This window comes from Nonomuraea sp. NPDC049750, assembly GCF_040659625.1.
In the GTDB taxonomy this organism is placed as follows: Bacteria; Actinomycetota; Actinomycetes; order Streptosporangiales; family Streptosporangiaceae; genus Nonomuraea.
Genome location: NZ_JBFANB010000013.1, coordinates 115,764 through 141,257 on the forward strand (window position 1 = coordinate 115,764; position 25,494 = coordinate 141,257).

At 66.3% G+C, this 25,494-nt stretch carries 27 protein-coding genes; 17 read left to right on the forward strand and 10 right to left on the reverse strand.

Features of this window, described 5'->3' with window-relative positions; genetic code table 11:
• Positions 1-186: 186 nt before the first annotated feature.
• Positions 187-1,206: a LacI family DNA-binding transcriptional regulator gene (locus tag AB0J16_RS30490; protein ID WP_358545482.1), complete on the forward strand. Its 1,020-nt coding sequence runs from the start codon at positions 187-189 to the stop codon at positions 1,204-1,206.
• A gap of 14 nt (positions 1,207-1,220) precedes the next feature.
• On the opposite strand, the gene AB0J16_RS30495 is transcribed toward AB0J16_RS30490, so the two are convergent.
• Complete coding sequence (locus tag AB0J16_RS30495) at positions 1,221-1,934, reverse strand: hypothetical protein (RefSeq protein ID WP_358545484.1); 714 nt, start codon at positions 1,932-1,934, stop codon at positions 1,221-1,223.
• A 166-nt stretch (positions 1,935-2,100) separates the two neighbouring features.
• Here AB0J16_RS30495 and AB0J16_RS30500 point away from each other — a divergent pair, with 166 nt between their 5' ends.
• Positions 2,101-4,086, forward strand: coding sequence for a histidine kinase (locus tag AB0J16_RS30500; RefSeq protein ID WP_358545486.1), 1,986 nt, complete (start codon positions 2,101-2,103; stop codon positions 4,084-4,086).
• On the forward strand, positions 4,083-4,721 hold the full coding sequence (locus tag AB0J16_RS30505) for a response regulator transcription factor (RefSeq protein WP_358545487.1): 639 nt from the start codon (positions 4,083-4,085) through the stop codon (positions 4,719-4,721). Before AB0J16_RS30500 ends, AB0J16_RS30505 begins: the two co-directional genes overlap by 4 nt.
• A 145-nt stretch (positions 4,722-4,866) precedes the next feature.
• Here AB0J16_RS30505 and AB0J16_RS30510 read toward each other — a convergent pair whose 3' ends face one another.
• Entirely contained in the window at positions 4,867-5,025 is a 159-nt protein-coding gene (locus tag AB0J16_RS30510) for a hypothetical protein (RefSeq protein WP_358545488.1), read from the reverse strand.
• 335 nt (positions 5,026-5,360) lie between these two features.
• On the opposite strand from AB0J16_RS30510, the gene AB0J16_RS30515 reads away from it, so the two are divergent.
• The 5 genes from AB0J16_RS30515 (at position 5,361) to AB0J16_RS30535 (ending at position 9,003) form a co-directional block, all read left to right on the forward strand.
• A complete protein-coding gene (locus AB0J16_RS30515; RefSeq protein ID WP_358545490.1) occupies positions 5,361-6,413 on the forward strand; it encodes a hypothetical protein in 1,053 nt (350 codons plus the stop codon).
• A 203-nt stretch (positions 6,414-6,616) separates the two neighbouring features.
• Complete coding sequence (locus AB0J16_RS30520; RefSeq protein ID WP_358545492.1) at positions 6,617-6,958, forward strand: helix-turn-helix transcriptional regulator; 342 nt, start codon at positions 6,617-6,619, stop codon at positions 6,956-6,958.
• Positions 6,955-7,821 (forward strand): hypothetical protein, encoded by an 867-nt coding sequence (locus tag AB0J16_RS30525; protein WP_358545493.1) that lies wholly within the window; start codon positions 6,955-6,957, stop codon positions 7,819-7,821. Before AB0J16_RS30520 ends, AB0J16_RS30525 begins: the two co-directional genes overlap by 4 nt.
• A 54-nt stretch (positions 7,822-7,875) precedes the next feature.
• On the forward strand, positions 7,876-8,544 hold the full coding sequence (locus AB0J16_RS30530) for a DUF2993 domain-containing protein (protein WP_358545494.1): 669 nt from the start codon (positions 7,876-7,878) through the stop codon (positions 8,542-8,544).
• A gap of 318 nt (positions 8,545-8,862) precedes the next feature.
• Complete coding sequence (locus AB0J16_RS30535) at positions 8,863-9,003, forward strand: hypothetical protein (RefSeq protein WP_358545495.1); 141 nt, start codon at positions 8,863-8,865, stop codon at positions 9,001-9,003.
• A gap of 112 nt (positions 9,004-9,115) precedes the next feature.
• Here the strand turns inward: AB0J16_RS30535 and AB0J16_RS30540 are convergent, their stop codons facing one another.
• Complete coding sequence (locus tag AB0J16_RS30540) at positions 9,116-10,483, reverse strand: DUF1996 domain-containing protein (RefSeq protein WP_358545497.1); 1,368 nt, start codon at positions 10,481-10,483, stop codon at positions 9,116-9,118.
• 488 nt (positions 10,484-10,971) lie between these two features.
• Between AB0J16_RS30540 and AB0J16_RS30545 the strand changes: the two genes are divergently transcribed.
• Complete coding sequence (locus AB0J16_RS30545; protein ID WP_358545499.1) at positions 10,972-11,850, forward strand: DUF1963 domain-containing protein; 879 nt, start codon at positions 10,972-10,974, stop codon at positions 11,848-11,850.
• Between the two features lie 159 nt (positions 11,851-12,009).
• On the opposite strand, the gene AB0J16_RS30550 is transcribed toward AB0J16_RS30545, so the two are convergent.
• Positions 12,010-12,735, reverse strand: a complete 726-nt coding sequence (locus tag AB0J16_RS30550) for a dienelactone hydrolase family protein (protein WP_358545501.1) — start codon at positions 12,733-12,735, stop codon at positions 12,010-12,012.
• 541 nt (positions 12,736-13,276) lie between these two features.
• Between AB0J16_RS30550 and AB0J16_RS30555 the strand changes: the two genes are divergently transcribed.
• Entirely contained in the window at positions 13,277-13,612 is a 336-nt protein-coding gene (locus tag AB0J16_RS30555) for a VOC family protein (protein ID WP_358545502.1), read from the forward strand.
• A 72-nt stretch (positions 13,613-13,684) separates the two neighbouring features.
• Here AB0J16_RS30555 and AB0J16_RS30560 read toward each other — a convergent pair whose 3' ends face one another.
• On the reverse strand, positions 13,685-14,053 hold the full coding sequence (locus AB0J16_RS30560) for a VOC family protein (RefSeq protein ID WP_358545504.1): 369 nt from the start codon (positions 14,051-14,053) through the stop codon (positions 13,685-13,687).
• Between the two features lie 63 nt (positions 14,054-14,116).
• On the opposite strand from AB0J16_RS30560, the gene AB0J16_RS30565 reads away from it, so the two are divergent.
• Entirely contained in the window at positions 14,117-14,575 is a 459-nt protein-coding gene (locus AB0J16_RS30565) for a MarR family transcriptional regulator (RefSeq protein ID WP_358545506.1), read from the forward strand.
• Positions 14,576-14,826: 251 nt separating this feature from the next.
• The gene (locus tag AB0J16_RS30570; protein ID WP_358545508.1) at positions 14,827-15,237 is read left to right on the forward strand and encodes a hypothetical protein; all 411 of its coding nucleotides are present in this window, start codon (positions 14,827-14,829) and stop codon (positions 15,235-15,237) included.
• A gap of 255 nt (positions 15,238-15,492) precedes the next feature.
• Here the strand turns inward: AB0J16_RS30570 and AB0J16_RS30575 are convergent, their stop codons facing one another.
• Together AB0J16_RS30575 and AB0J16_RS30580 are read right to left on the reverse strand one after the other, a co-directional pair.
• Positions 15,493-18,009, reverse strand: a complete 2,517-nt coding sequence (locus AB0J16_RS30575) for a DUF262 domain-containing protein (RefSeq protein WP_358545510.1) — start codon at positions 18,007-18,009, stop codon at positions 15,493-15,495.
• A 535-nt stretch (positions 18,010-18,544) separates the two neighbouring features.
• Entirely contained in the window at positions 18,545-18,892 is a 348-nt protein-coding gene (locus tag AB0J16_RS30580) for a pentapeptide repeat-containing protein (protein WP_358545512.1), read from the reverse strand.
• A 1,005-nt stretch (positions 18,893-19,897) separates the two neighbouring features.
• Here AB0J16_RS30580 and AB0J16_RS30585 point away from each other — a divergent pair.
• From AB0J16_RS30585 to AB0J16_RS30595, 3 genes are read left to right on the forward strand one after another with little or no spacing between them, the layout of a single operon-like run.
• Positions 19,898-20,131 (forward strand): hypothetical protein, encoded by a 234-nt coding sequence (locus AB0J16_RS30585; RefSeq protein ID WP_358448069.1) that lies wholly within the window; start codon positions 19,898-19,900, stop codon positions 20,129-20,131.
• Positions 20,128-22,194, forward strand: coding sequence for a hypothetical protein (locus AB0J16_RS30590; RefSeq protein ID WP_358545514.1), 2,067 nt, complete (start codon positions 20,128-20,130; stop codon positions 22,192-22,194). The genes AB0J16_RS30585 and AB0J16_RS30590 overlap by 4 nt, the downstream gene beginning before the upstream one ends.
• Position 22,195: 1 nt before the next feature.
• Positions 22,196-22,783 carry a hypothetical protein gene (locus AB0J16_RS30595; protein ID WP_358545516.1) on the forward strand — a complete coding sequence of 196 codons (588 nt, stop codon included), beginning with the start codon at positions 22,196-22,198 and terminating at the stop codon, positions 22,781-22,783.
• 171 nt (positions 22,784-22,954) lie between these two features.
• Here AB0J16_RS30595 and AB0J16_RS30600 read toward each other — a convergent pair whose 3' ends face one another.
• Both AB0J16_RS30600 and AB0J16_RS30605 read right to left on the reverse strand, forming a co-directional pair.
• Positions 22,955-23,236, reverse strand: a complete 282-nt coding sequence (locus AB0J16_RS30600) for a hypothetical protein (protein WP_358545518.1) — start codon at positions 23,234-23,236, stop codon at positions 22,955-22,957.
• 1 nt (position 23,237) lies between these two features.
• Positions 23,238-23,360: a hypothetical protein gene (locus AB0J16_RS30605; RefSeq protein ID WP_358545520.1), complete on the reverse strand. Its 123-nt coding sequence runs from the start codon at positions 23,358-23,360 to the stop codon at positions 23,238-23,240.
• A gap of 225 nt (positions 23,361-23,585) precedes the next feature.
• Here AB0J16_RS30605 and AB0J16_RS30610 point away from each other — a divergent pair, with 225 nt between their 5' ends.
• The gene (locus AB0J16_RS30610) at positions 23,586-23,840 is read left to right on the forward strand and encodes a GntR family transcriptional regulator (protein ID WP_358545522.1); all 255 of its coding nucleotides are present in this window, start codon (positions 23,586-23,588) and stop codon (positions 23,838-23,840) included.
• A 96-nt stretch (positions 23,841-23,936) separates the two neighbouring features.
• Here the strand turns inward: AB0J16_RS30610 and AB0J16_RS30615 are convergent, their stop codons facing one another.
• On the reverse strand, positions 23,937-24,542 hold the full coding sequence (locus tag AB0J16_RS30615; protein WP_358545523.1) for an ATP-binding protein: 606 nt from the start codon (positions 24,540-24,542) through the stop codon (positions 23,937-23,939).
• Positions 24,543-24,625: 83 nt separating this feature from the next.
• Here AB0J16_RS30615 and AB0J16_RS30620 point away from each other — a divergent pair, with 83 nt between their 5' ends.
• Positions 24,626-25,483: a helix-turn-helix transcriptional regulator gene (locus AB0J16_RS30620; RefSeq protein WP_358545526.1), complete on the forward strand. Its 858-nt coding sequence runs from the start codon at positions 24,626-24,628 to the stop codon at positions 25,481-25,483.
• The last annotated feature ends 11 nt before the right edge of the window (positions 25,484-25,494 follow it).

Consider the following 25,494-nt stretch of genomic DNA (forward strand, 5'->3'; position numbering starts at 1 on the left):
GAGGAATCGTACTGACATCCCGCACCAACTGACCCACCTCTGAGCCCCTGTTTGGGATATCGTTATCCTACATACGCCCAACATCTTGACAAGAGCCCGTAGCCGATTCGCTACCTCCAGGAAATCTGCTGCCGTACGCCGGTGGGAAAACGATGATCCGACGAGTGCAGCGCATATCCTCGGTGCATGACCACGCAGAAGGGCTACCGCGCACCAGTTCTGGCCGATGTCGCCCGCGCCGCCCAGGTGTCCGTGCCGACCGTCTCGCGTGTCCTCAACGGGACCAAGTACGTCGCTCCCGAGCTCGCCAACCGCGTCCACGAGGCGATCGAGCGCCTGGGCTACCGCCCGAACGGCGCCGCGCGCTCGATGCGCTCCGGTCGGCGCACCCTCGTCTCGGTCTTCGCCGGAGCGACGGCCAACTACGGTTACGCCCGCACCCTCCAGGGCATCGAGACCGCGGCCCGCAAGGCGGGAATGTCGGTGACGATCACCGTCGTGGAGTCAGGCGAGGACGACGACGTCAAGCGCGCCATCGATCTCGCGCTCGCCCAGCCGACCGCCGGAGCGATCGTCCTGGAGTTCGATCGCGCCGGGATCAACGCCCGGCACATGCTCCCCGACGGGCTCCCCGTGATCGTGGCAGGCGGTGGCTCGCGCCGGCCCGGCGGCGTCCCCGCCGCGCTCATCGACGAGCGCACGGCCGCACGGAAGGCCACCGAGTACCTGCTCCGGCTCGGGCACCGGACTGTCCACCACATCGCGGGCCCAACCGCGGGAAAGCACTCCGGGCGCACCGACGGCTGGCGCGCCGCACTGACCGACGCCAAGATTCCCGTCCCCGCGATGATGAACGCCGAGTGGGACGTCACCTCTGGATTCCGCTGGGGCGAGCGGATCGCCGGCCGTGACGACGTGACCGCCGTCCTGTGCGGCAATGACGAGATCGCCATCGGCCTCATGCGCGCACTGGCCGACCGCGGGATACACGTACCCCGTGACATCTCTGTCGTCGGGTTCGACGACCAGCCGCTGGTCGCCATGTGGCAGCCGTCACTCACCACCGTCGATCAGGACTTCGAGGACCTCGGAGAGCGGGCCTTCACCATGCTCGAACAGCTCGTCGACGGCGACATGACCGCGACCTCGAGCGTCGTGGTACCCCAGCTCGTGGTGCGGGAGTCGACCGCTCCGCCACGAGGGTGACACGACGGATCGGATCACCGGACGCTGCCGTCCTCGCGCCTGTCCTGTGGGCGGATGGACCCACCCTGGTGGCGGGCGAAGGCGAACGCCGCGGCCGCGAAGCCCATCGCGGTCAGCCCCCAGGCCAGCCCGTCGAGCGCGGCGTTCGGCACGACGGCGGCGAACACGGCGTGCAAGGGCTGGGAGACGATCAACGCCATCCCGGCCCAGGCGGGAACGGTTCCGCCTCGCCACAGCGCGGCCCCGAGCAGAGCCACGCCGATGATGTGGCCGAGGACGAACAGCATGGTGGCCGCCGAGACGGCGGGCAGACCTTGCACGTCGTCGAGGAGCCGTGCGGCCGAACCGAGGTCGAGGCCATCGCGGACCGCTGACAGCGCGACGTGGTCGCTGACCCCTACGGCGTACAGCGAGGAGAAGCCGGCGACGGTCAGCACCATCCCGGCCGTCCCCAGCCGGGGGGCGCGCCGGACCGCGAGCAGGCCGATCGCGATCGTCCCCGGCACCAGCGTCAGGGTGGCGGCGAAGGCGAGCCACAGCACCACATTCTGGGCGTCCTGGTGGGCGGCGACCTTGCCGACGAGCCCGGCTGAGTCGTCGGTCGTAGAGTACGGCAGGATGGCCCGCAGGATCGCGACGGCCAGCGGGCCGACCGGGATGAGCAGCGCGAGCGCGGCACGCAGCGGCGGGACGGCCTCGCGCCTGGTCGTGGGCATGGCGGTAGTCATGCAAGAGCCTCCGAGATCGTAGGGGTGGAGGTCAGATGCCAGCAGCGTCCGCCTTCGCCGTTCCCAGGCGCATGGGCCAGGGCCGCCGAGAGGCCCGGAGGATTTCCCGGCCGTCCCAGGAGCGCACACCCACGACAGCCGGGCCTGTGCACCTCATCATGTGCTCATGACACCGGGTGATTCCGCCACCTCGCCGGCGCAGGCACGGTGGCCGGTCGTACTGGCCGCCGGGCTCTTCGGCATCGCCGTTGCCGAGGTCGCCGTCGCCGTGATCGGCAGTGCGGTGGCCGGGATGACCTGGATCGAGGCGTGGGACCACTTCGTGGTGACCAACGCGGCGATGGGCCTGTCGTTTCCGATCGGCGGTGTCCTGGTGGCCTGGCACCGACCTCGCAACCCGGTCGGCTGGCTGTTGCTGGCCGCCGGGATCGGGCACGCGACGACGGCCGCGATCGTCCCTCTGGCCGAGGCCGGTGTGCGCGACGGTTGGCCCGGCGGACTGATTCGCACGCTCGTCACCGTCGCGTCGTGGGCGTGGCCGTGGTCGATCGGGTTGTGCCTGCCGCTGATCCTGCAGCTCTTCCCCGACGGTCGTCCCGTCTTTCGGCGGCTGATGTGGGCCACCGTGGTGACCTCACCGCTGTTCGCGCTGGAGATGGGCACCAGCCCGGATCCCGTCGTCGACGGAATTCCCGGTTACCTGATCATCCACGCCGACCTTGACCCGCTGTGGACGGCGGTCGAGGTGCGCGGCCTGGCCGCCATGGCGGTAGGCCTGGTGGCGCTGGTGGTGCGCTACCAGCGCGGAGACGAGCAGAGGCGCCGTCAGCTGCTGTGGCTGATGCAGGCGGTGCTGCTCGTCCTGATCGTGCTGGTGCCGTGGGGGGTTCTGCAGAACGCGCCGGTCTACGTCTTGCTCGCGATCCCGCTCATTCCCGCCGCGATGACCGTGGCGATCCTGCGCCACCAACTGCTCGACATCCGGCTGGTGCTCTCGAGAACGGTGCTGTACGCGCTGCTCACGGCCGCCGTCGTCGCCTCGTACGTCGGCCTGGTGGCCCTGCTCGACAACGTGATGCGGCGTGAGGCCGGGCTGGGCAGCTCGGCGGCGGTCACCGTGCTGATCGCCGTGGGGTTCAACCCGGTGCGCGTACGCCTCCAGCGCATCGTGGACCGGATCGTGTACGGGGACCGCGCCGATCCCGTACGGGCGGTGTCACGGGTCGGGGCGCGGCTGGACACCGGTCTTCCCGGAGTGCTGGAGGCCGTACGGGAGGCGCTGCGCCTGCCGTTCGCCGCCCTCCGCACCGATGACACCGAGGTGGCGGCCTGCGGCGCACCGCCTGAACTGCTGCACACGATCCCGCTCACCTACGGCGGGGTACGGGTGGGTGAGGTGGTCATCGGCCTGCGTGCCGGTGAGAAACGCCTCGGCGGCCCGGACCGGGCGGTCCTGGAGCTGCTGGCGGCGCCGCTGTCGGTGGCGGTGCACGCGGTCGCCCTCTCCGAGCAGTTGCAGCGTTCCCGCGAGGCCCTGGTGGCGGCCCGCGAGGAGGAACGGCGGCGCCTGCGCCGCGATCTGCACGACGGCCTGGGCCCGGTGCTGACCGGCGTGACGTTCAAGGCCGATGCCGCAGGCAACCTCCTGGCCACCGACCCCAGCTCCGCCCGGGCGCTCCTAACCGAACTTCGCACCGAAACCGCTCAGGCCATCGACGACATCCGGCGGCTCGTCTACGATCTTCGGCCGCCGGCCCTGGACGACCTCGGCCTGGCCGGCGCGATCCGGCAACGCGCCGCCCAACTCGAACGCCCCGGCTTGACGGTACGCGTCGAGGCCACCGGCCTTCCCGCCCTGCCCGCGGCTGTGGAGGCGGCGGCGTACCGGATCGCGGTGGAGGCCCTCACCAACGCGGTCCGGCACTCCAGCGCCGGCCGAGTGCGTATACGGATCCACGCTGACGGACACCCGGCCGCCCATTACCTGCACGTTGAGGTGGCCGACGACGGAAGTGGATCCGGCGCGTGGCCGCCGGGAGTCGGCATGCGATCGATGCGCGAGCGCGCCGCCGAACTGGGCGGCACCTGCATCGCGGGCCCCGAGCCCACCGGCGGCCGGGTGACGGCCACGCTACCTTTGGGGGCGACATGATCAGAATTGTGCTGGCCGACGACCACCCAGTGGTGCGCAGCGGCCTGCGCGCGTTACTGGACTCCATCAGCGGCCTGACCGTCGTGGCGGAGGCGGCCGACGGCCACGCCGCCGTACGCGAGGCGGTGACGCACAAGCCCGACGTCCTGGTCATGGACATCCAGATGCCGCGTCTGGACGGCATCGAGGCCACCCGCCAGATCGCCCGCGCGGCGCCCGAGGTCGCGGTGCTCATGCTCACCATGTACGAGGACGACGACTCGGTGTTCTCCGCGATGCGTGCCGGTGCCCGCGGCTATCTGCTCAAGGGCGCCCAGCAGGACGAGATCGCCCGCGCCATCCACGCCGTCGCCGCCGGCCAGGCCATCTTCGGCCCCGGCGTGGCCCGCCGGGTACTGGGCTTCTTCGCCGCCCCGCCGGCCGTCCAGGACCCCTTTCCCGAGCTCACCGGCCGCGAGCGGGAGATCCTCGATCTCATCGCCGCCGGCCGTCCCAATGGGGAGATCGCCCGCCACCTGGCCATCGCTCCGAAAACGGTCGCCAACCACATCTCCAGCATCTTCACCAAGCTCCAGGTGGCCGACCGCGCCGAAGCCATCATCCGCGCCCGCGACGCCGGCCTCGGCCGCCCCTGACTTTTCTGCTTCATATGAAGGGCGCGCAGCCGCAAACCAGTGTCGTTGGTCAACACCCTGGAACCAGCCTGTGGGTTGAGCAGATACCGCCTGCCATAGCCAGCGGCAGGGCCGATCCTTGCTCCCCCGGCTTGGACGAACCCCCTTACGCTCCGTCACGCAGCGCTCGGATCGCGGCGAGCACCTCGGCCCGGTTGCCGGCCGCCTTCATCCACGCGGGCAACCGCTCCAGCAACGTCTGCGACCCCGCCGGCCTGGGCCGCTCACGCTGAAACGCGGCCACGTACCCCTCCAGCAACTCCAAATGCGGCACGTTGTACGCCCACAACAAGCCCGCCGCAACCACAACGGCAACCCGAAGTAGGGGTCGTCCGCCCCGCCGAACGTCGGCACCACAAGCGCGCCACGACCGCTGAAGTACACATCCTGCCCCGCCCGCCAAAGCCGCGCCTTTCGCCAGCCCCAGGCTTCTGCGTCCGCCCATCGCCCGGCCGGAGAGGGCTCTTCGCCAAGCCGACCACCCCGGGACAGCACACTCCAGACCTGAGCTCTACGCGCCCACCACTCCGACCCGCTGCTTGATCGCTAGGCTGATCGCCCTCCTGCGAAATGCTATGGACCGACCAGAAAGTACCGAACATGGCCATCGAGGAACACCTGCTCACAACGACCGCGCGTCTACTCGAGCAGTGGCTGCCGTCCGACTCGCGAACCGGCCTCCCCGCATGGCGCGTGCAGGTCATCGGCGGCAGTGCGCCCCGCGTGTTCAACGAGGACTGGGAATCGCCGCCGCCACTGACAAAGGTGAGCGAGTACGGCCGATTCCCGGAGACGTTCGGCGCACACGGGGACCGTTTCCCCGTCGAGGCCGAGCTGCTGGAGTTCGAGGAAGGCCTGGACTATCACTGCGGCCAGCGGGCTTCAGCGGGCCGACCCGACGAGGCGGCCGCCTTCGTCATCGAGACCCTGACCGAGACCTTAGACGCGGGTTCCGGACCGCTCGACCACCGCGTACGACCGCTGGTGGGCTTCCTTGCCGGTGTACTGACCCAGTGGGCCTGCGAACACCTGCTGCGGATCCATGTCGCCGCCGAGCCGGGCGGCGCTCGGCTTGACGACGAACTGCACCTCCTCGTACGCGATCACGATGGAAAAGCGTGCCGACTGTCCGTGGCTCCGAGCACCGCAGTGCCATCAGCCGGCGAGCCCGCCGGACTTGACGCGCGGATCACCTGGGACACGACGCTGCTCAGCCAGTTCCTCTGGATGAACAACAACAACGAGGTCGGCTTCGAGGTAGCCGTCGAACCGCACGGCCTAGTCCTGGACACCGATGCCGATGCCATCTTCCGCACGTGGAAAAAGGATGCTGATGACTTCCGGTTCCTAGACGACGAAGCCCTGGTCACCGTACTTGCCGAGACCGAACAAGCCGCCGCCAACATGGCCCTGGCTGTGTGCTTGAGCGCGGACGACGACTTGGACGGCCCTGAGCCACCCGTAGACCAGCTCGTCATCCCAATCCTTCACGACCTCATCGACACGCTCACCAAACGGATCGCCGGTGACAGCAAGAAGCCGCTGCTCGCGTACAGCAGCGGCTGGCCGCTGGAGTTTCGCGGTGAAGGCGCCCAACTGGTTCTGGTGGGTCCCGAAGAGGTGGGCGTCATCGACGTCGACGACTCCTGCTGACGACCGTAATACCTGATGTTGATCGCGAGGCGATGCGGGCAACTGTCGGTTGCACTTAAAACTGTCGGTGTTCGGGGGGCTCGTGTCGGTGTTCATGGTGAGTGGTCGGGTTCCGCCTTCTTGAGGTCCGGTACGTCGCTGAGGACATCGGAATCGACTTCTAGATCCTTCCAATATACCGACTATCGGTATATAAAGATCCTGTGCCCAAGTTACGCCCTTTGCAGGAGCCTTCGTTCCTCATACTCACCGCGCTGGCCACCGAGCCCCAGCACGGCTACGGCATCATCACCGATGTGGAGCGCATCTCCGAGAGTGAGGTCCGGTTGCGGGCCGGCACTCTGTACGCCGCCCTGGACCGGCTCCAGTCCGAAGGCCTGATCGCGGAGGACCGGGAGGAGATCGTCGGCGGGCGGTTGCGGCGCTACTACCGGCTCACCGACGAGGGCAGCGCCCGTCTGGCCGCCGAGGTCGAACGGCTGCGGCGCAACGCCAGGACCGCCGCCGCCCGGCTGCACACGCGCCCCGCCGGAGGTGTCGCGTGAGCGACCTCGAACGGCGTTACCGCAGCCTTCTCCGCTGGTACCCGCGCGAGCACCGCGAGCGGCACGAGGAGGAGATGCTCAGTGTGCTGATGGAGTCGGCGCGGCCAGGGCAGAGCCGTCCGGAGCCGCGTGACACCCTCGACCTCGTCAAGGGAGCCGCCGCGATCCGCGCGCGCTGGGCGTTCGGGCCGGAGTCCATGGCGCGGTGGCGGGATGCGATGCGTGTCGTCGCGGTGGTCGGTCCCATAGTGTTACTCATCTACCAGATGCAGTTGCGCATCAGCGGTGAGCTGCTTCTGATGGGCATCCTGACCGTCTTCCTGGCCTGGACCAATCGCCGCTGGCCTGCTGCGGCGGTCGCGTGGATCTGGGCACTCCTGTTCAGCGCGGGCATGACCGCCGCGGCGATGTTGTCGGCCAGAGGCGTCTCCTTCGATATAAGCGTGACACTCAGCGGCATCGTTGGCTCTTTCGCGCTTGTGGCGGCGGCGCTGACGGGGGTGGCGCAGCCGCGTCAAGGGCTGTCACTGGTGGGGCGCGGGCGGATCCTAACGTGGTCCGGGGCGGCTCTGGCGGTAGTCGTCGTGACGTGGCAGCTGGAGGCTGCCCTGCGGGAGGTCGGAGTGCCGCCCGAACTGCTCCTGCTCGGGCTGTGTGCGGTGGTCTGCGGAGTGGCCGCACAGTCTCCAGTAGGGCGCAGGAGCGTGGTGGTGCTCTCGCCGGTCATGCTGGCGATGTTCCCCCAGCTCATGATGGTTGGGTTGTGGGGGGTCGCGCTGTTGGGGCTGGGGTCGGCCGGGTTTCTGGTCGCCGCCTTCCGTTCAAGGACGCCGGCGTTAAGCGGGTCATCGACGGATGAGTGATGCCGGAACGGCAGCCAAGACCTTCCGCGGCCGCCGACGCATGCGGAGTCCCCCATGCGCAAAGTGATCGTTTTCCTGATCGCGCTCGTCGTCCTCCTCATCATCGACCGAGTCGCCGTAGCGAACGTCGAGCGCGACCTGGCAAACAGAATCGCCGCCACTCCCGGCCTTTCCGGCACGCCGGCTGTGTCAATCGAGGGCATCCCGTTTCTCACGCAGGCCGTGTCGGGGCGCTATCCAGAAGTGCGGTTCAATCTCGGCACTTTCAGCTACGGCGGCGTGCCGGTCAGGAACCTGAGGGGCGCCGCGTACGACGTGACGGCGCCCCTGGCCGATGTCCTGCGGAATCAAGCCCGTGTCCAGGCAGGTCGCGTGAGCATCAGCGGCACCCTCACCAGGACGACGATCGACGAATACGCGCCGAGCGGCGTGAAGATCGGCGGCAACGGGCGACGGCTCACGGCCTCGGGGGAGGTAACGATCGGGGCGGAAAAGGTGAAGTTCAACGCCGAGATGCGCGTCGAGGTCGCCGACGGGCGGATCAAGCTCCAAGCCGACAAGATCCAGGGCGTGCCCGTGCCTGACCAGATCGCACAGCTGATCTCCTACCCGATCCCGTTCAAGGGGGACCTGCCCTTCGACGTGAAGCTGACCAGGGTCAAAAGCGTGCCGGAAGGACTGGAGTTCTCCGCCGAGGCGTTCGACGTGCCGATCCGTGGATGAGATGACACCATTTCGCCCTGTCGTCCGCGAAGAGGGTGGACACAGCAGGCGCCGAGGCTGAGCTCCGCCACTTCCTCGAAGCCGTCCGGGCCCAGGTGTCGTGCCGCAGGTCAGCGCTGCCCCTTTGCCCAGGTTAGGCTCGCGACCACCTCTGGCCGGTTCGGCGGCACGGAATCCTGCGCAAGGCAGCCAACACCCGACCGTGTTGGGTGCCGACCTTGTCGGTGCGTGTGACCGCACCACCTAGAGCCACCACTACGCGGGAACCTACGGTGCTCTCGGACGTTCTACGATGCAGGCGATCCAAGGAGATCCACGTTGGAAGATCTGTTCCCGTACTTTCCGCTGCTGTTCGTGGCGTTTGGAGCAGTGATCATTCTGAGGTCGATCAAGGGAATCATCGACGCCAAGCAGTTCGTCCGGCGGGCGCAGCGGGTGCCCGGCGTGACCGTTCCTTGAGCTCCTCCCCGGCTTGAAGACTGAAGGCCGGAGCACTGCGGGCAAACCCGATAGACCCGAAGGCCGGACCACCCCCTTCTCGGGGGCGGTCCGGCCGGGTGCGTCGTTCAGATCAGCAACGGCGCCCCCTGTTGATGCAGTCGACGACGAAGCGCATCAGGTTGTCCGGCATGACGTTGGCGAAGTCGGCGTGGTCGGTGACCGGGTTGTGCTTCTGCTCGGGGAAGGCGTCCACGGCGAACGACTGACCCTGCGGCACGGCGTACGTGAGGGTCATGCGCAACTGCGGAATCGCCTGGGTGCCCTGGGGGCAGGCGCCGTTCTGGCCGGGGAAGACCACATGGGTGCGGTGGTTGGCGCTGTCGGCGTTCTGCCCGTCCCAGCAGCTGGGGAAGTCCAGGATGCGAACGACCAGACTGCCGCGCGGGCACAGCGGGTACTTGTTGGGCGTAATGCGGTTCTGGAATCCCGTGCAGGTCCACGCGGCGCGCGCGTTGGCACCGCCGTTCGTCGCGGCCTTGGCGTCACCCATGATCAGCCTGAGGAACCTCGGCATCGCCACGACCTTCGAGGTCGCGTTGCCGCCGAACTGGAGCCGCACTGAACGCGCCGTCAGCACCTGGCCGACGTTCCCTTCCGGGTCGTTGGCGTTCTCGTTGGACGTACGGTCCCTGAGCACGGGCCAGAAGTACGTGGACAGGTCGCCTCGCTGGCACGTCGTGCCCGCCGCGGCCAGGCTCTCGTCGGTGGAGAATCCGTCCGTCGACAGGTTGCCCACGTAGTCGTGCAGGTGGTGCGCCCCGTCCTCCACGCCGGGAGCGACGATGAAGTTGGCCGTGTTGTTGTGGCGGTTTTCGTTCCTGCCGCACTGGGAGACGAAAGTGCCGCGAGAGCCGTTGTTGCCGAAGCGCCCGAAGGTGCCGATGTTGGACTGGCCCGGCTGAACCTGACGGATGTCGATGAAGTCCTCGGGGAACGGGCCGAAACCCTCCGCGGGGTTGTCCCCATCGCCTTGGCCGTCTCCGTCGCCGTTGTTGTCGCCGTTGTTGTCGCCGCTGTTGTCGCCGTTGTTGGTGAGTGTGCAGGTGGCGAGGGCGTTGAGGCCGGTGGGTCGTTGGGCGACGCGGCCGATGGCGATGGCGATGCGGTCGAGGGTCGCGACGCGTTTGTCGGCGAGTGGGCCGAGGATGGCGTTTTGGATGAAGTTGGGGCCTCCTTCTCCGGCTGAGCGGGCGAGGCGATTGTTGGCTTCCTGGATCTGGGTCTGCAGGAGGGCGAGGTTCCGGTCGACTTCGGCCCTGGCCCTGGCGGGTACCTCAGGAAGCTTGTCCGCGACGCTGGGACAGACGATGGTCTGCGCCGCCGTCGTGCCCGCCTGCGCGGACAATGGGGAGCCGGCCAGGACAAGTGCGATGCTTCCCCCTATGGCAAGGGCCACTCGCCACGGTCTGAGCCGTCTTCCCCCGAGCGGATTTCGCATGTGTTGCTCCTTTAAGTCTCATGACCCGGGTGGAAGTCCGGTCTCCGGGGGATACGGGAGTACATACGGGAGCAGTTCGATCATTTGTCGCGAATTGTGCTTACAAATCCATGACGAGAGCCAGTCAGGGGCCACGCCTCGCGCGTACGGCGAGGCGGTCGCCTGCCGACCCGCGAGCGGCCGCGGTGTTGAGGCTCCGTGCGCTGGTCGCCCATGGTCATCTAGAGGAGTACTGGAGTTACCACGTCGCCCGGCAACACGAGCGTGTCCATCAGACCGACTACCAGGACGGATATGTCCTCACGGCTTGATCGCTCCAGTTACTGAGAACAAACCGCACCCAGCGGAGATCGCGTTCGCGGATCGTTTCGTCGACGCGGCCCCGGAGCTCGAACTCACCGGGAACGAACCCGGAGAAGACCCGTGCCACTGCGCTGGGTGCTCGGAACTGGTGATCTTCAGGTGCATTGTGCTGCTTTCATGGTCGGGTGAGGTACGAAGAGATGCTGTCCAGCGTGCGTGAGCTGTGCGTTGAACATCTGGGTGAACACGTGGGGGGCCAGCTGGCGGCGTTGGCGCGGCCCGGGTTCGATCTGAAGCCCGCGGATGAGGATGCCGCGGCGACCGGGCTGTGCCGGTGGGGCGGCCCGGCGCTGCTGGAGCCGGGCACACAGTGGCCTGTGTACGCGGGTGTGCCGCTCAGCCTGTACGCCGTGCTCGATGTCGGCGCGCTCGGCCCATGGCTCGGTGATCAGATCCCGTCGACCGGGTCCGCGCTGCTCAATTTCTTCTTCTTGGATCCATGGACCGGATCCAGGGAGGTTCCGAAAGATGCCGGCAGCTTCAGCTATGACGATCCGCGGGTATGCCGGGTCGTGCCTGCCGACCCGCAACGCGCGGTCGAGGTCCCGGCACCGGATCCGGCCCCGAGGTTCGACCGGGTTGGGATGCACGCCAAACCTGCCGTCACTTTGCCCTCGATGTCGTCCTACGACTGCGATCCGGTGCTCAGCACCCTCGATTACGGAGATGAGATCGAGCGGTCATCGCTTTACCGCGTGGATCCCGGCTGGCTGGTGGTCGACAAGTTCGGCGAGGATGCCTGGCCGCGGTACTGCGTGGACGAGCAAGGCATCCAGTGGGGTGGCATGAGCAATCAGGCGTTCGGTTGGCCGCCGATCCGCAGCTACGGCGTTGACCTGTTGCAGGAGTTGTCGCAGGAGGAGCCCTATGCTCACCTGCTCACTCTGGCCGGCACCGACATGTGGGAGTGGGGCGACGGGGGCATTGTGCGGTTCGTCGCCCCGGCCAAAGCACTCCGGGCAGGCGACATGAGCCAGGTGCGAGCCAACCCCGACGACTGGTAGAACCGCGATCTCGTGACCCGTTAGTGAGCACAGCTGTCTCATTCGGTGAGCTCTGAGAGCGCCGGCCACACCTCCACGGCCCCGAAGGCGCCGGGGAAGGAGTACACCAGTCGACCGTCCGGGGTGAAGGTCATGGTGCAAGGCCTTGGACTGACCAGATCACTCCGTCACGGGCAGGCACTCGGCGAGCAGGTCGACGACGTCGCGCCAGGCTCGCTGCGCGTGCCGTGGGTGGTAGCCGACGCCGGGGACCACGGTGTGGTCGACCGGCGGGTGGTGGAAGGCGTGCAAGGCGCCGCCGTAGACCACGAGGCGCCAGTCGACGCCCGCGGCCTGCATCTCGGCGGTGAACGCGTCCCGTTGCGCGGGCGGCATGATCGGGTCTTCCGACCCGACCCCGGCCCACACCGGGCAGCGAATGCGCGCCGCCTCGCCCGGTCGGCCCGTGGTCAGTGCGTTGACTGTCCCGATCGCGCGGAGGTCGACGCCGTCGCGCCCGAGCTCCAGCCCGATGGCGCCCCCGGTGCCGTAGCCGACGGCGGCGATCCGGTCGGGGTCGGTCCGCGGTTCGGCGCGCAGCACGTCGAGCGCCGCGTGGCCGATGCCCCGCATCCGGTCGGGGTCGGCGAGCAGCGGCATGCAACGGGCCAGCATCTCCTCGGGGTCGGTGAGCAAGCGCCCGCCGTGGAGGTCGAAGGCCAGCGCCACGTATCCCAGCTCGGCGAGCGCATCGGCTCGGCGGCACTCGACGTCGCTGAGCCCTGGGCCCTCTGGTCCGAGCAACACCGCGGGGCGGCGCCCGGTGCCGGAGGGAAGCGCAAGGTGCCCGATCATCGTCAGGCCGTCGGCCGGGTACTCGACCGTGCGGGTTGTCACTGTCGTCATGAGACTGGACTGTAGTGATCGTCGATCCCGGTCGGGCCGGTGTTCACCGCTGGCAGAGTTCACCGCTGGCAGAACACTGCGGGTGTGCCTCTGAAATGCGGCGATGGCTCACAAGGTCCGTCACAAACCCCGTTCTCGCGGCAGCGTTATCGGATCACCTGCCCTGGCCACGGGGCTGGAGACTGACCCTCGCGGCAGGTTTCTGGCATATTCCAGCCCACCCCTCACACAGCGTCACGAGAGCCATGCCCCAGACCCACGGGCATGGCTCTCGGATCCACCTTCATAGCCACACAGGTGTCCCCGTCAGGGAGGACCGCTCGCGCCTCGGGGATGTACGCCTGCTTGATCCTTATCTTGCGAATCGGTGTCAGAACTTCGATCAACGGCTTGCTCCAGGGTCGGTGACAACACCGCCGACCGCTGAGACCCGGACCTCGAAGCGATCTGGCGATCAAGTCCGGCCAACCATAGCGGTCAAGGTCGACAGCTGCCTCGGTCTCGTTGACAAACACCAACAGGTGCCTCGGCTTCGCTGGCGATGCCTCAAGTGGGCGGCAGGAGACAGGCCGGCGCCACGCCCAAACGAGAGCTGCAGGCCACAGGCCGACGGACGCGCCCGCCGGCTGGCGCCTTGCCCGAGCCCGGCCCGCTGGTGGCCGTGCCGTCGGTCGACGACGCGCCCTGCTTCCACGTGGACATCGAGACCGACGACGTCGAGGCGGAGACCCCGCGCCTGCTCGCCCTGGGCGCGAGTGAGGTGGCGCAGTGGCAGGAGTGCCGCACCCTGCGCGTCCCCGGCGGTCATCTCATGTGCGTGCTGCCCGTGGAGAGCGACCGCGCGGTGTTCGAGTCCGAGGCCAAGACCTGGCCCTGAGCCTGGATTCTCGAGCCTCGGGCGCAACCTCGGTCTCCGGGGGCCGGTGATCGTCCGGTGGCGTCTGGCCTGTCAGGCGCGATCGTGGAGAGTGATCTGGTAGCCGTCGGGGTCGGCGAAGGTGAATGTCCGGCCGAAGGGGCCGTCGATCGGTGCGGAGACGATGGTGTGACCGTCGGCGACCAGAGCATCGTGAATGGCTTGGACGTCGGTGGCGTGAAGCCAGATCGCGGCACCGATGCCGGGCTGAGCAACGGATGCGAGATCGGTGCCGGGAACGATGTCGCGCAGTGCGAACGCGATCGGCTTCGTCTCGAAGACGACGGCGTGCGGAGGTCCGGTCTGCGAGCGGACGAGGCCGAGGTACTGCTCGTAGAACGCCTGCGAAGCGTCGAGGTCGCGCGCTTGGAGCGAGATGAAGTCGGGGCCGGTGGCGGGCATGATGATGCTCCCTCTCTTCGTGTCAGCTTTCTGACACAGGCGAATCTATGTCAGAATACTGACATGAGTCAAAACGGTGTCGGCGTCGACCTGGAGACGTCACTGGGCTACCTGTTGAAAGAGGCGTCGAGCGCCCTCCGTGCGGCCATGGAGGAGGTGCTGCGGCCGCTCGGGATGAGCGTGACGCACTACTCCTGCCTTGAGCTGCTGGCTCAACGACCGGGCTTGTCGAACTCCGAGCTCGCGCGGGGCGCGTTCGTGACCCGGCAGACGATGAACGTGCTGCTCCAGGCCCTGGAACGAGACGGCTACGTGACCAGGCCCGCGGAGGCACCCGTCGGGAAGGTTCTTCCCGCGCGACTCACTCCTCGCGGCCGGCGGAGCCTCGAGAAGGCGACCGTAGCGGTCCGGTCCGTCGAGGTCAGAATGCTGGCCGGCATGACCGAGACCGAGCAGTCAGGCGCGTTCCGGATCCTGCGGAGCATGATCCATTCCCTGCGCGATGGCAACGACGGTGCATAGCTCGTTCCCTGGCGCACGTCTCGTCGCGCTCGGATAGGAGTGCAGCCGAGCGTGAAAATCCGTACGGGCGACCTCGAAAACCGACGGACCCCGACGGCCGCTCGAGACTGCGCGTGCGGGAGACGGCGGGCATCGTCACCGGGGCGGCTGGTTCCCCAGAGTCTGGACATACAGGGCGATCCTCCCCCATGATCAACTTTGTGGCGGCCGGGAAGGCTGCGGCGCACCAACGCACAACCTAAGGAGAGATCGTGAAGTACAAACTGATTCTCGCTCTCGCAACACCAGTCCTTGCTCTCGGCTTGGCCGTTCCTCCCGCTCAGGCAGCAGCCCCACAGGAATTGTCGAAGATCATGGCCGACGTCGTCGCGGTCACCAAAGGCGGCGGAAGCACCTACGGCGAGGCTCACTACGGCAATAGCGGAGGGCCGTACCTGAAGGTCGTGGACTTCACCGACCGCGGTGGCTGGCGGATCAGGGGCAGTATCGAGAAGTTCTACCGGGGTGAGTGGGTCCAGGTCTTCCAGTGCACGGCGGCCGATGGGGACTTCACGACCTGCCGGCATAGCATTCCCGGCGGGACTCTGATCAGGGCTCACGTGTGGGCGTACACCGGGAGCAGCACCGCGTACCACGGCTACAGCGCCCAAACCCGCGTCTGAGATTCTGACGCATCCTTCGGCGGACCGGCGCGCCCACTGTGACGTTTAGCCAAGATCAGATCGACTGCAGTTATCCGCCTTGGGCGCGCCGACAAGAACCAGCGCACGAACTATGCATGACTGCCTATGGGCGCCGGACAGTCGCCACGGTACTACTCGACCTTGGACTTGGGTTACTCTCGCGACGCCCAGCACGACGGGAACGAGCCTGCAATCGCGGCCGCTCCTACGATCCAGAGCGGGGCCGAAGACGACTCAGTCAGCTACCCGCGCGGTGAACCAGTCGAGAACAGCGACGATGACGTCGAAGACCGCCATGTTGGCCAGCTGCGTGTTCTTGATCGAGGGGTAGAGCTCCAGCTTGGCCACAGGGATGTCCACACCCGGCGCGTCATTGAGCCGCTGCCGAAGCTCCTCACGCAAGGCCGGGTCGTCGAAGGGCGGCCGCTTCTTGAGTGTCCCGAAGGGGATCTCGACGGTCTTGGCGTAGAAACGAATGACGTTGGCCGGCTTTCCATCGATCTTGACGATCGGCGCGCAGGAGGCACCGGCGGCAGTGCCGTACTGCACCTCGCCGCCGCGTGCTCGCCAGTGCTCCAACACCCGCTGGACCGCGCCGGCAGCCTGCGGGCCGCTCTGCTCGTTGAGCTGGCGCACGAAGCGCTGCTCATGTTCACCGACGACCTCCAGGTCCGTGTCATGCTCCCCCGCCAGTTCGGACTCGGCCAGGTCCTCGGCGGCGGGCAGGCCGAGCAATTCGGCGAGCTCGCGCACGCTGACATGCTGATCTGCGACCGCGCGGCCGGACTCGTCGAGCGTGATGCCCTCGGCGCGCAGAACGTCACGGATATCGCGTTCGTCGTCCGGGTCGCTCCAGCGGAAGCCCTCAGACACCTGCCCGGATTTGGTGAGCACCCGGTGGGCGTTGAGGACCTGGACCGTAGCCAGGTGCACGCCCACGGGAACCGCGTGTGAGCCGATCAGCTCGGCCAGATCCGAGTAGGACGTCCAGGTGGCGGGGGGCAGGGCTGCCAGCGCGTTGTGCAACAGGGTCCAGTCGCGGGAGGCGGCGCTGCCCCGGTCGGTCTCCTCGGGGCCGGGCCAGAGGGCAGTCGCCCGCTCGGCCAGCCGGTCAGCGCGAGCCAGGATCTCGGCTTTGCCCCAGCGCTCGCAGTCGGCGATTTCCTGGTTCATCACCAGACCGCTCTGTCCGAGCTGCGTACGCTTGGTGGCGAACGAATTGTTGCTCAGCTCGGAGTTGTAGCCGCTCAGGGTGAGGTTGCCCAGGGTGTGTACCAGCTGCCGGTGCAGTAGATCGGCGGCATCGCCTTCACCGGACAGCTCGTTCAGCCAGTCGGTGGTCATCGACTGCGGCAGGACGTGCTCGATGGTGATCCGCTTGTCGGCCAGGTCCACCCGTTCCTTGCTCCCCAGCGACTCCTCGATGCGGCGCAGGACCAGCTTCTGCTGTGCCGTACGGCCCTGCCAGTAGAAGGCGCGGCTGCGGATCTCCTCGCGCAGCTGCGCGTCGGACGGCCAGTACAGGCGGGCCGGTGACAACGCGGCCCGCACCGCCTGCGGCACGTCCTCCTCGGCGGTCAGTTGTACGGCCAGCCGCTGGAAGATGCGGTTCAGGTTGCTGGTGGTCACCCCGGCGATCAGGCGGCGGACCAGGAAGCTCTCGACGTACAGCAGTGCTTGGGCTGCCTCCTCGTCGGTGATGAGATCGTCCTCGCGGAACTCCAGCAGCCGCATCGCCAGCGGGTAGGCAGTGGAAGCCTGCCATTCCTTGAGGAAGCGCAACCGCGCCGCGACCAGCGAATCGCCATCCGGGTTGAGGATCTGCTTCAGGTGCCGGGCACGGCGGTGCAGATCCTTGACGTACTGCTCGACCTTCGCCTCGTCGCCCGCCAGCTCCAGCAGGAGTTGCTGGTGACCCCGGTAGACGGCGTTGTACTGGGCCTCATCGCCCTCCTTGAGGACCAACACCAGGTACATCAGCTGTTCCAGTGCCTTGGGATCGAGTAGGTCCTGGGTCGGCTTCCAGTAGTCGTCGTAGACATGCTGTCCGAGCGTGGGCAGGCACATGAACACGTAGTTGCGGATCAGGTCGACCTGGCTGAGTCGCATCCCCGTGTTGTTGATCGACTCGAAGATGCGAAAGGCGTTGTCGTCCTTCTCCACCAGGATCTGCACCAGGTTGAGCCGGTCCAGGAGCACCGTCTCCACCCGGTCGATGTCATGCGGATCGGCTGGGTCGTCGAACTCCACCAGCATGGTCTTGAAGAACTGATACGCGTTACCTACCAGGCTGTCGGTCTTACCTTCCGGCACCCCATCGACACAGGCCTTGAACGCCGCCCGGTCCCCTTGCGTGGGCAGCAGCCGATAACGCATCTCACCACGCTGGAACTTGTTGATCAGGTGCAACTCGTCGATCCGCTCCCGGTGTCCCGGGTCCTCGGCCACCAGGTGGTCGCGAATCGCGCAAAGCGCCAGCATCAGCGTGGTCAGTCGTTGCTGGCCGTCCACCACGATCCATTGAGACCGGCTCGGCGCCAGCTCCGGCCCCGGGGCCAGCACCACAGATCCCAGGAAGTGACTGGGGGCGTCCTGCCGTCCCTCGGCCAGGACGTCGACCTGGGTCTTGAGGTCGGCCCACAGCTGGACGAGTTGTGGGCGTTCCCACGTGTATTGGCGCTGGTACAGCGGGACCAGCAACTGCTGGTCTCCCTGGATGAGCCTGCGAAGCGTGGTCTCGTTGGCCTTCACGTCGTCTCCCCCTCGCTCCCGGATACTTCGCGATCAGCCGAGAAGCACGATGGCCACGCCTCGATGGGTCAACTCAATGACGAAACTGTCGACAACCAGCCGTTATGACGTACTTTCCTCGGCTGCATTCGCAGCTTCAACCGAAAGTAACTATCGCCGCACCATCTGCATGCGTTACGCCCGCAGCAGCGAAGGAATTGGCACTACAGCAGCGGCTGGCCGCTGGAGTTTTGCGGCGAAGGCGCCCAAATGGTTCTTGCCGGCCTGGACAGGTCGGTGTTATCGACGTCGACGACTCCTGCTGACCGCCGTGTAAGTACCTGACCGAGACGTCGTCGACAACCTGTGCGACTCACCGGAGCATGACTCCAACGCGCTTCCAGTCGCACACCAATCCACCAGTTCGCGACCGGATTCAGGACGTTCAATCAGGTGCTGGGACAGGGGCGGCCAGATTGAGCGTTTTCTGATGCCCGAGCATTTCGTGGAAGCCGTCGATCGTGGGGCCCTGCCCGGGGTAGTCACAGAGCCCGAGCTAGGAGGGATCAGGCAGAAGGGAAGGGCTGGGCGATCTTGACGAGATGTCCGCTATGCCGGTGGCGCCCTTCAGGTTCGCCTGGGTTAGGTCGGCCCCGGTCAGGTTCGCGCGGGTTAGGTCGGCGCCGGCGAGGTTCACCCCCCATAGGTCGGCGCCGCTGAGGTCCGCGCCCCAAAGATCGGCGCCGGTCAGGTCCGCGCCGGCCAAGTTCGCGTCTGCGAGGTTGGCACCGGCCAGGTTCGCATTGGCCAGATCCGCGCGTGGGCGGGGTGGTGGACGGGGGGTTGGTTCGAACTGCCCGGGGCTGGGGGTCGTGCTCACTGACGAACGCGGACAAGACCTCATAGATGGTCTGATGGTCGCGGGGAGAGTCGATAGCCACGCGTTCCAGGGCGTAGATGCCGCCGAGGCGGATATCGAGTTTGTCTGACCCCAATTGTTCGACAGCTGCGGTGTAGCGGTCGGTGATCTGCCCTTGCCGGGTGACGTCAAGAGTCTGGGCGGTGTACCACAGGCCCTGTGCGGTGAATACAACGCCACCGATGATGACCAGGCCTGTTGCCGCCTGGATCAGGGTGTTGCGAGCAGTGTTGATCGCCTCGACGCGCTCGGTCGCGCTCAGCTGGGCCCGCTCATCGGGGGTGAGCGGATTCGCGTCGCCAGCCAGACGGCGGGCCGCGGGACCGAGTAGTACGGCGATCCCCAGACAGGACGTGACCACCAGAGCGATCCCGGCCAGCGTCCACCTAGCCCAGTCCGGTATAGCCAGGACTGCCGCCGCTCCCGCACTGACCGCGATCAGTGCCAGGGTGGGCAGCAACCAGAGTAATCGCCGCCCCCAGCCACCCCGTGTTGTGGATGCGGATGGCCCGGCAACTGGTGAGGTGGACATCGGGAGTTGGTCCCTTCGTCTGGAGCTCGACGAGCTCCTGCCCGCGGTGACGATCGGGTTGGACGTCCCTGGGTGACGTTGCTCGATCATGGTCGGCGGGGTCCGCTCTTCTCGCCCCACGTCCGATGCTCGCGGTGGAATGTGGACTACCAACGCTAAGGATGCACTTGATCGCACAGCGCGACAATCCCCAACGGGCAGGGGCTTTCGGCCGTACCCTTCAGAATGATCAAAGGCCCTTTTACGCATGATGGCGCATCGGGCGACGATCCGGGCGTACGCAATTTGCTAATGGCCGCCGAAGAGCTTGCCGGCGCGTCACTTCAAACGTGTACGCACGAGAGAGCTATTTGGCTCGAATTGTCTGGAAAAATTCTGAGTTCGTTGGATTCAAGGGCAATCGGCCCGGAGGGAGCTATCGTTTCTAGGGGGCTTGGGAGTCGTACGAGGAGATCGGCATGCCTGATCTTGATCGCGAGGCGATGCGAGCAGCGGCGCAACGCATCCAGAAGCTGTCCGACGACCACTGGTGGGCCCTTCATCCTTCCTGCGAGCTCATGGATGCCGGAGCATGGGTCGGACCGACCGGCGGTCGCTTCGGCCAGACCGTACATGGCCGCGAGCGGGAGTTGCGCGCGGTGCTCGCCCGGGCTGTCGCCGACGCCAGCGACAAACTGGCAGGTACGAGGTGAGCTTCACCGGGGTAAAGCAACCCGAGTTCGACAGTCTGGTCTCCAGGCACAGCACGGCGGCCCAGCAACTCGAGGGACTGGCCGCGGCACTGTACGGCGAGCTCACGGCCGCGGGGCTGGACACCGGACCGGCGCTGCGCATCCGCGACATGGCCAAGGAGGTCGGAGCGGAGGTCGAGGACCTGCGGCGGCGGCAGCGACTGATCAGGGATATGGAGCGACTGAAGGTCACTTTCGGCACGCACACGCCGGCCGGGACCATGGTCCCCGTCCCCGATTCGCTGGCAGCCGCCGAGGGATTGCTGAACGGAACGCTGGCCGCGAACGCCGCAGTTGCCGCAGGCCGCGGGGACACCACAGCGCTGGCGCAACTGCGAGGGTTCGCGGGCAAGGCCTCTGACCCGGAATTCGTCAAGGCCTTCCTGTCCAAACTGGGGGCCAAGGGCATCACCGAGCTTCCGGCATCGCTGGCCCTTCAGATGCGCGCCAACGTCATGATGCGGACCGCCAAGGGCGACCAGGTGTCCCAGCAGGTCAAGGAGGGCATGAAGCTGCTCGCCACCGCGCTGGCCAAGGGCACCAATCCCAAAGACCCGGCCTTCATGGGCGAAGCGTTCCTCTCCCAACTGGTGAAGGAGGGGCGGGCACAGCACAAGGCCAACGAGGTGGCTTACGTCGGGTATCAGGCGCAGGCCCTGATTTGGCGGGCGAGCGACGGTAAGCCACCGTTCTCCAAGCGATTCATGGAAGTGGTGGGCCGGGACGCGATCGTCCATCAAAAGGAGCTCTCGGATGCCGGGCCGCCCTACGCCAACGCCATGGACTTGGCCACCGTGCTCGGGCTCAGCGATTCGATGCAGCCCGGCGGGCCGTACATGGGAGAACCGGGGAAGCCGATAAAGGCCAGCGTCATCGACGATCTGTCCCAGGCGGCGAGACACACGCCGGAGGCAGCGCAGGCCCTGCTCTTCCATACGCCACAGGGCTGGAACAAGAGCATCATGGAGTACTTGCTCACGGATCGACTGGACGGCTTCAACCACACGAAGAACTACGCTCCTTTCGCCGGCCTTCTGCAGACGGCGTTGGGCGGCAAGGACAAGGAATCGCTCAAGTTCACCAACGACGCGCTCGTCCTCCTCAAGAATGAACTCGACGGTGTCTTCAAGCGAGGGGACGACGGGAAACTCACGATCGTCAATCCAGCGAAGCTGGAGCGGTTGTCCTTCCTGGATGGCCCAATCGGGACGGTCATGGCCGCGCACATCGACGAGATTTTCAGCGTCTTCGAGGGCCAGGAACCTGCGCTGAAGAACATCGACCGGGCCGAGATGGATCGGGTGCTGACCTTCGTGGGCCGCCACGAGGGCGCGGTAAAGGCGCTGCTGGGAGCGGAGACCCAGAGGATGCTCAACAAGACCCAGGAATCCTACAAGCGGGCTGACGGGGAGAACATGGAGGAGGTACTCATCCCGGAGGCGCGCTTCATGGGACACCTACTCGAACCCCGACGGCTGGTTCTGATGGCGCAGGCCAAGGGCGATGAACAGGCGAAGGCAGAAATGAAGAGCCTGTTCAATGACATGCTCAGTGAGCTGACTGGGCCCGTGGGCAAGCTCGCCACGCGGTTCGGGTTCTGGGGTGACAAAGCACATGAGAAGCTCACGCCGATGGCGTTCGAAAAGCTGTCGGCAGTCCTGGCCGACCGACTGCTGGGCGTCGGCCTGACCACGGACTCAGCCTTGCAGCAGGCAAGCAACGACCGCGAGATGACCATGTGGACGGTCCGCCAGATGATCCTCGGCACAAGAATCGCGCACGGCGAATGGAACGCTCAGGCGCACAAGGACCTTAAGGGCAAGCTATTCGCCACAGACGGTCACCCGCCCGCCCTCAAACCGCTCGACGATATCGTCAACGACCCGGCCGCCTTCGACCAATTCATCAAGTGGGCACGCTTTCACACCAAGACGGAAAGCAATACCCAGACCATCCAGGAGGCCATGGACAACAGCGCAGGCGTAGCTGTCCATGACAATCTAGGCATCGACCGGAACTACTGACATGCCCACACGCGTTTCCGCTGCCATCCTAGGCACGCTGCTCCTACTGTCGCTAAGTTCCGGCTGCGCCAACCCAAGCAGTAGCCCTACACAGCCGACACCGAAGGTCATCGCCGACACCAGCCCCATCACCGACACCAGCCCATACTGGTGCAAGATCTTCCCGCAGCAGGCGATACGCAAAATCAGCGGGCTAACAATACCGCTAGAGGAGAGCATCGACGGCGTCCCCACTACCCATGGGGGATGCATACTCAAAAACGAGTACATCCGCTTCTCCCTCAACTGGTCCACCAGCGGAGGAGACGAGGCCCTTAAGCTCGCCCGCGAGAACTTCGGCAGCCATCAGCTAGCCGAGCTACCAGCCGATCTCGGGAAAGGCTTGATCGCATACACACACGACCTTCCTATAACAAGCCCGCACGTTGCCTTCATGCTGTTCCGATGCGGCGACAAGCGCCCCTGGATGGGCATCGACTTTTCCGAGGCGGCAAAGGGGCGAAACATGGTGACGGACTCAGTCGAGCTGCTTCGTGTCGCCCGCACGCGCTACGGCAAGGTACATCACTGCACGCCCACGGCGACGTAACGAGCTTTGTCGATCACAATGCGTGGTGAGCCATCTCGACCCCAGGCCCATCATTCGCGAGGATGGCCCCGACCATAGCCGGGACCAAGACGGAAAGTACTGATCTACAGGTCGAGGGCATCATTGACCGCGCCCAGAGCACGCATCAGGACACCGTCCGCAGCGCCAGTCTCATCGCACCTCGCCGCGCAGGATCCGTTCGTAGAGATCTCTCGCGGCCGCGGTCACCATCCACTCGGTTTCGTAGGTGGTGCCCTCGGCGCGATCTGTCCGGCGTACGAACCCTTGACCACCGGCGGCGCACAGCTCGTACAGCGTCCGGTTGCACTCGCAAGAGTGCGAGATTACGCGAATCCACCGCGCCCGACAGGTCGGTTCGTACCAGGTCAGCTTGACGTGGTTGGCCTGTGGAGGCCCGAAGTGCGGACCATGGAAGTCAGGGATCTCCGTCATGTCACGCGGTCCTCCCCTCGAAGACCTCGACGAGGTTCCTGAGCGCGATGTCGACGCGGGCCATGACGAGTTCGTGGATGTAGTCGCTTCCTGGCGGTAGCCGATAGCCGTGCTTCTCCAGCACGGCCTGAACCTCCGCTATCAGGTGAGGTGCGAATCGCTCATCCGTGGTTGGCTTACCCATGGGTCGGACCTCCCGTGTCCGATCAAGGGCCCGCCTCGGCGCTTGCATCGCTGGGGCGGGCTCGTCGTTTCTCAACAGCCTACGTACAACTCGTTCAGCCCGTCTAGTACGTCTAGCCCGTACCAGGCGTAAGTCCCATGTCTACTCGTCTCTAACGTGTTGTCCGTGACAGTCGACCAGCTTGACCCGACGCCGATCTATGAGCAGCTGGCGGGGATCATCAGGGAGAAAATCAAGGCCGGCGACTTGGCGGAGCGGCAACTGGTGCCTTCCGAGAGTTCGCTGCAGCAGGAGCACGGCATTGCTCGCGGTTCGGTCCGGCGTGCCATGGAACTCCTGCGAGAGGAAGGCTGGGTCGTCACGATTCAGGGGCGGGGAACGTTCGTGGCACCCCGCGAGAACTGGACTCAGAAGCCGTAGGCCTATATCGACAACCGCTTCCAGATCACCCCCAGGGAGCGCCCAGCCGAGCGCTGCCCACGTTCCGCTGTTAAGTGTGGTCGCTCACGAGACGCCTCACCTTCCCGAGAAGACAGCAGATGGCATCGCAGGGGACGGCCAGGCGCGCGAGCCCCAGAAGCAATCGCATACCGACTCCGGAAGCGATATCCCGCCCCGCAGCACCCGGTCACCGGCACTCCTCTCGTACACGAGATCAGCCCAGACGACGCGCCCGGTTTCGTCTCCCGTGACGTCGAGCCGGGCGCAGAGGGCGGCCACTATGGCAAGCCCTCGCCCGCCTTCTGACATTTCGCCCCCAGGACATGCACGCAGGACGGGCTTGCTCGATCCGCCAGCGTCCTTCACCGCGATTCGGGCGATGGTCCTGGACGACCAGATGCCGACCGTGAAAACCCCGCCCGCCGACCTCGTGTGCAAGATCGCGTTGCTAGCCAACTCGACGACACACGAGATCGCATCATCGCGCGCGGGACAGTCAGCCAGCAGCGCGGCAGCAAGCCGACGTACGGTGTGCAGCTGAACTGGTTCGCCAGGGAAATCACAGCGCCACGCCATGCCGTTCATCGCCCCACCTTCCCTTCGCCGATGACACTGGACGCCGTCACGCAAACGGCTTACTCCGCTACTCTCCGCAGCTATGCTGATGGTTACACGCGGCATGCAAGCTTGCACAGCGAATCGATGAACAACTCCCAAGTGCACTGCGCAGGCAAAACCTGCCAACCGTCGACAAGGTGATGAGCATGAGCGGGAAGCGTGGGGTGACGCTCCGAGCCCAATGGCTTGGCAAACACCTACGGGAGCTACGCGAGAGCGCGGGCCTCACACTGAAGGAGGCCGGCGATTACCTCCAGCGCGACGCCTCCACGGTGAGCCGCTTCGAGGCGGGCCTCTATCCTGCGCGCACCCCTGACGTCATCGCCCTACTCGACCTGTACGGCGTCAGAACCCTGAACGAGCGCGAAACCCTCATCCGCCTGAGCCGCGAAGTGTGGCAGAACGGCTGGTGGGACGACTACTCCGGCGACGTGTCGCGCGGCATCGTGGATTACGCCTGGCTGGAGAACCGCGCCGAGAAGATCTGCTCCTTCGACGCCTTTGTGATCCCCGGTCTGCTCCAGACACGGGACTACATGGAAGCCGTCATCCGCGCCGAGGACCCGGCCGCCTCGAGTGAGCAGATCGACCGCTGGGTCGAGTTTCGCCTGACCAGACAAAAGATCCTGACCGACGACCGCCCCGCCTTCTCCACGATTCTCGAGGAGTACGCACTACGCCGCATGGTCGGCGGCCTCAAGATCATGCGCGGTCAACTGTCCCAGCTCGCGAGTCACGCCTCCAGCCCCAACATCGAGATCCGGGTCCTCCCAGTCTCCGCAGGAGCACATGCCAGCCCAGACGGCGCCTTTCGCATCTTCGAACTCCCCGAGCCCTACCCTGCCGTCGCCTACGTCCCCACGCCGGCAGGTTCCATCTACGTGGAAGGTCAGGCAGCCGACAGGCTTAAGCTGAAATATGACCGTATCCGCCGCGATTCGCTCAATGCCAAGGACTCGCTGGAACTGATCGCGGCAGTTGCGGACAGCATCTCCGACGCCTAGAGATGGAGCCG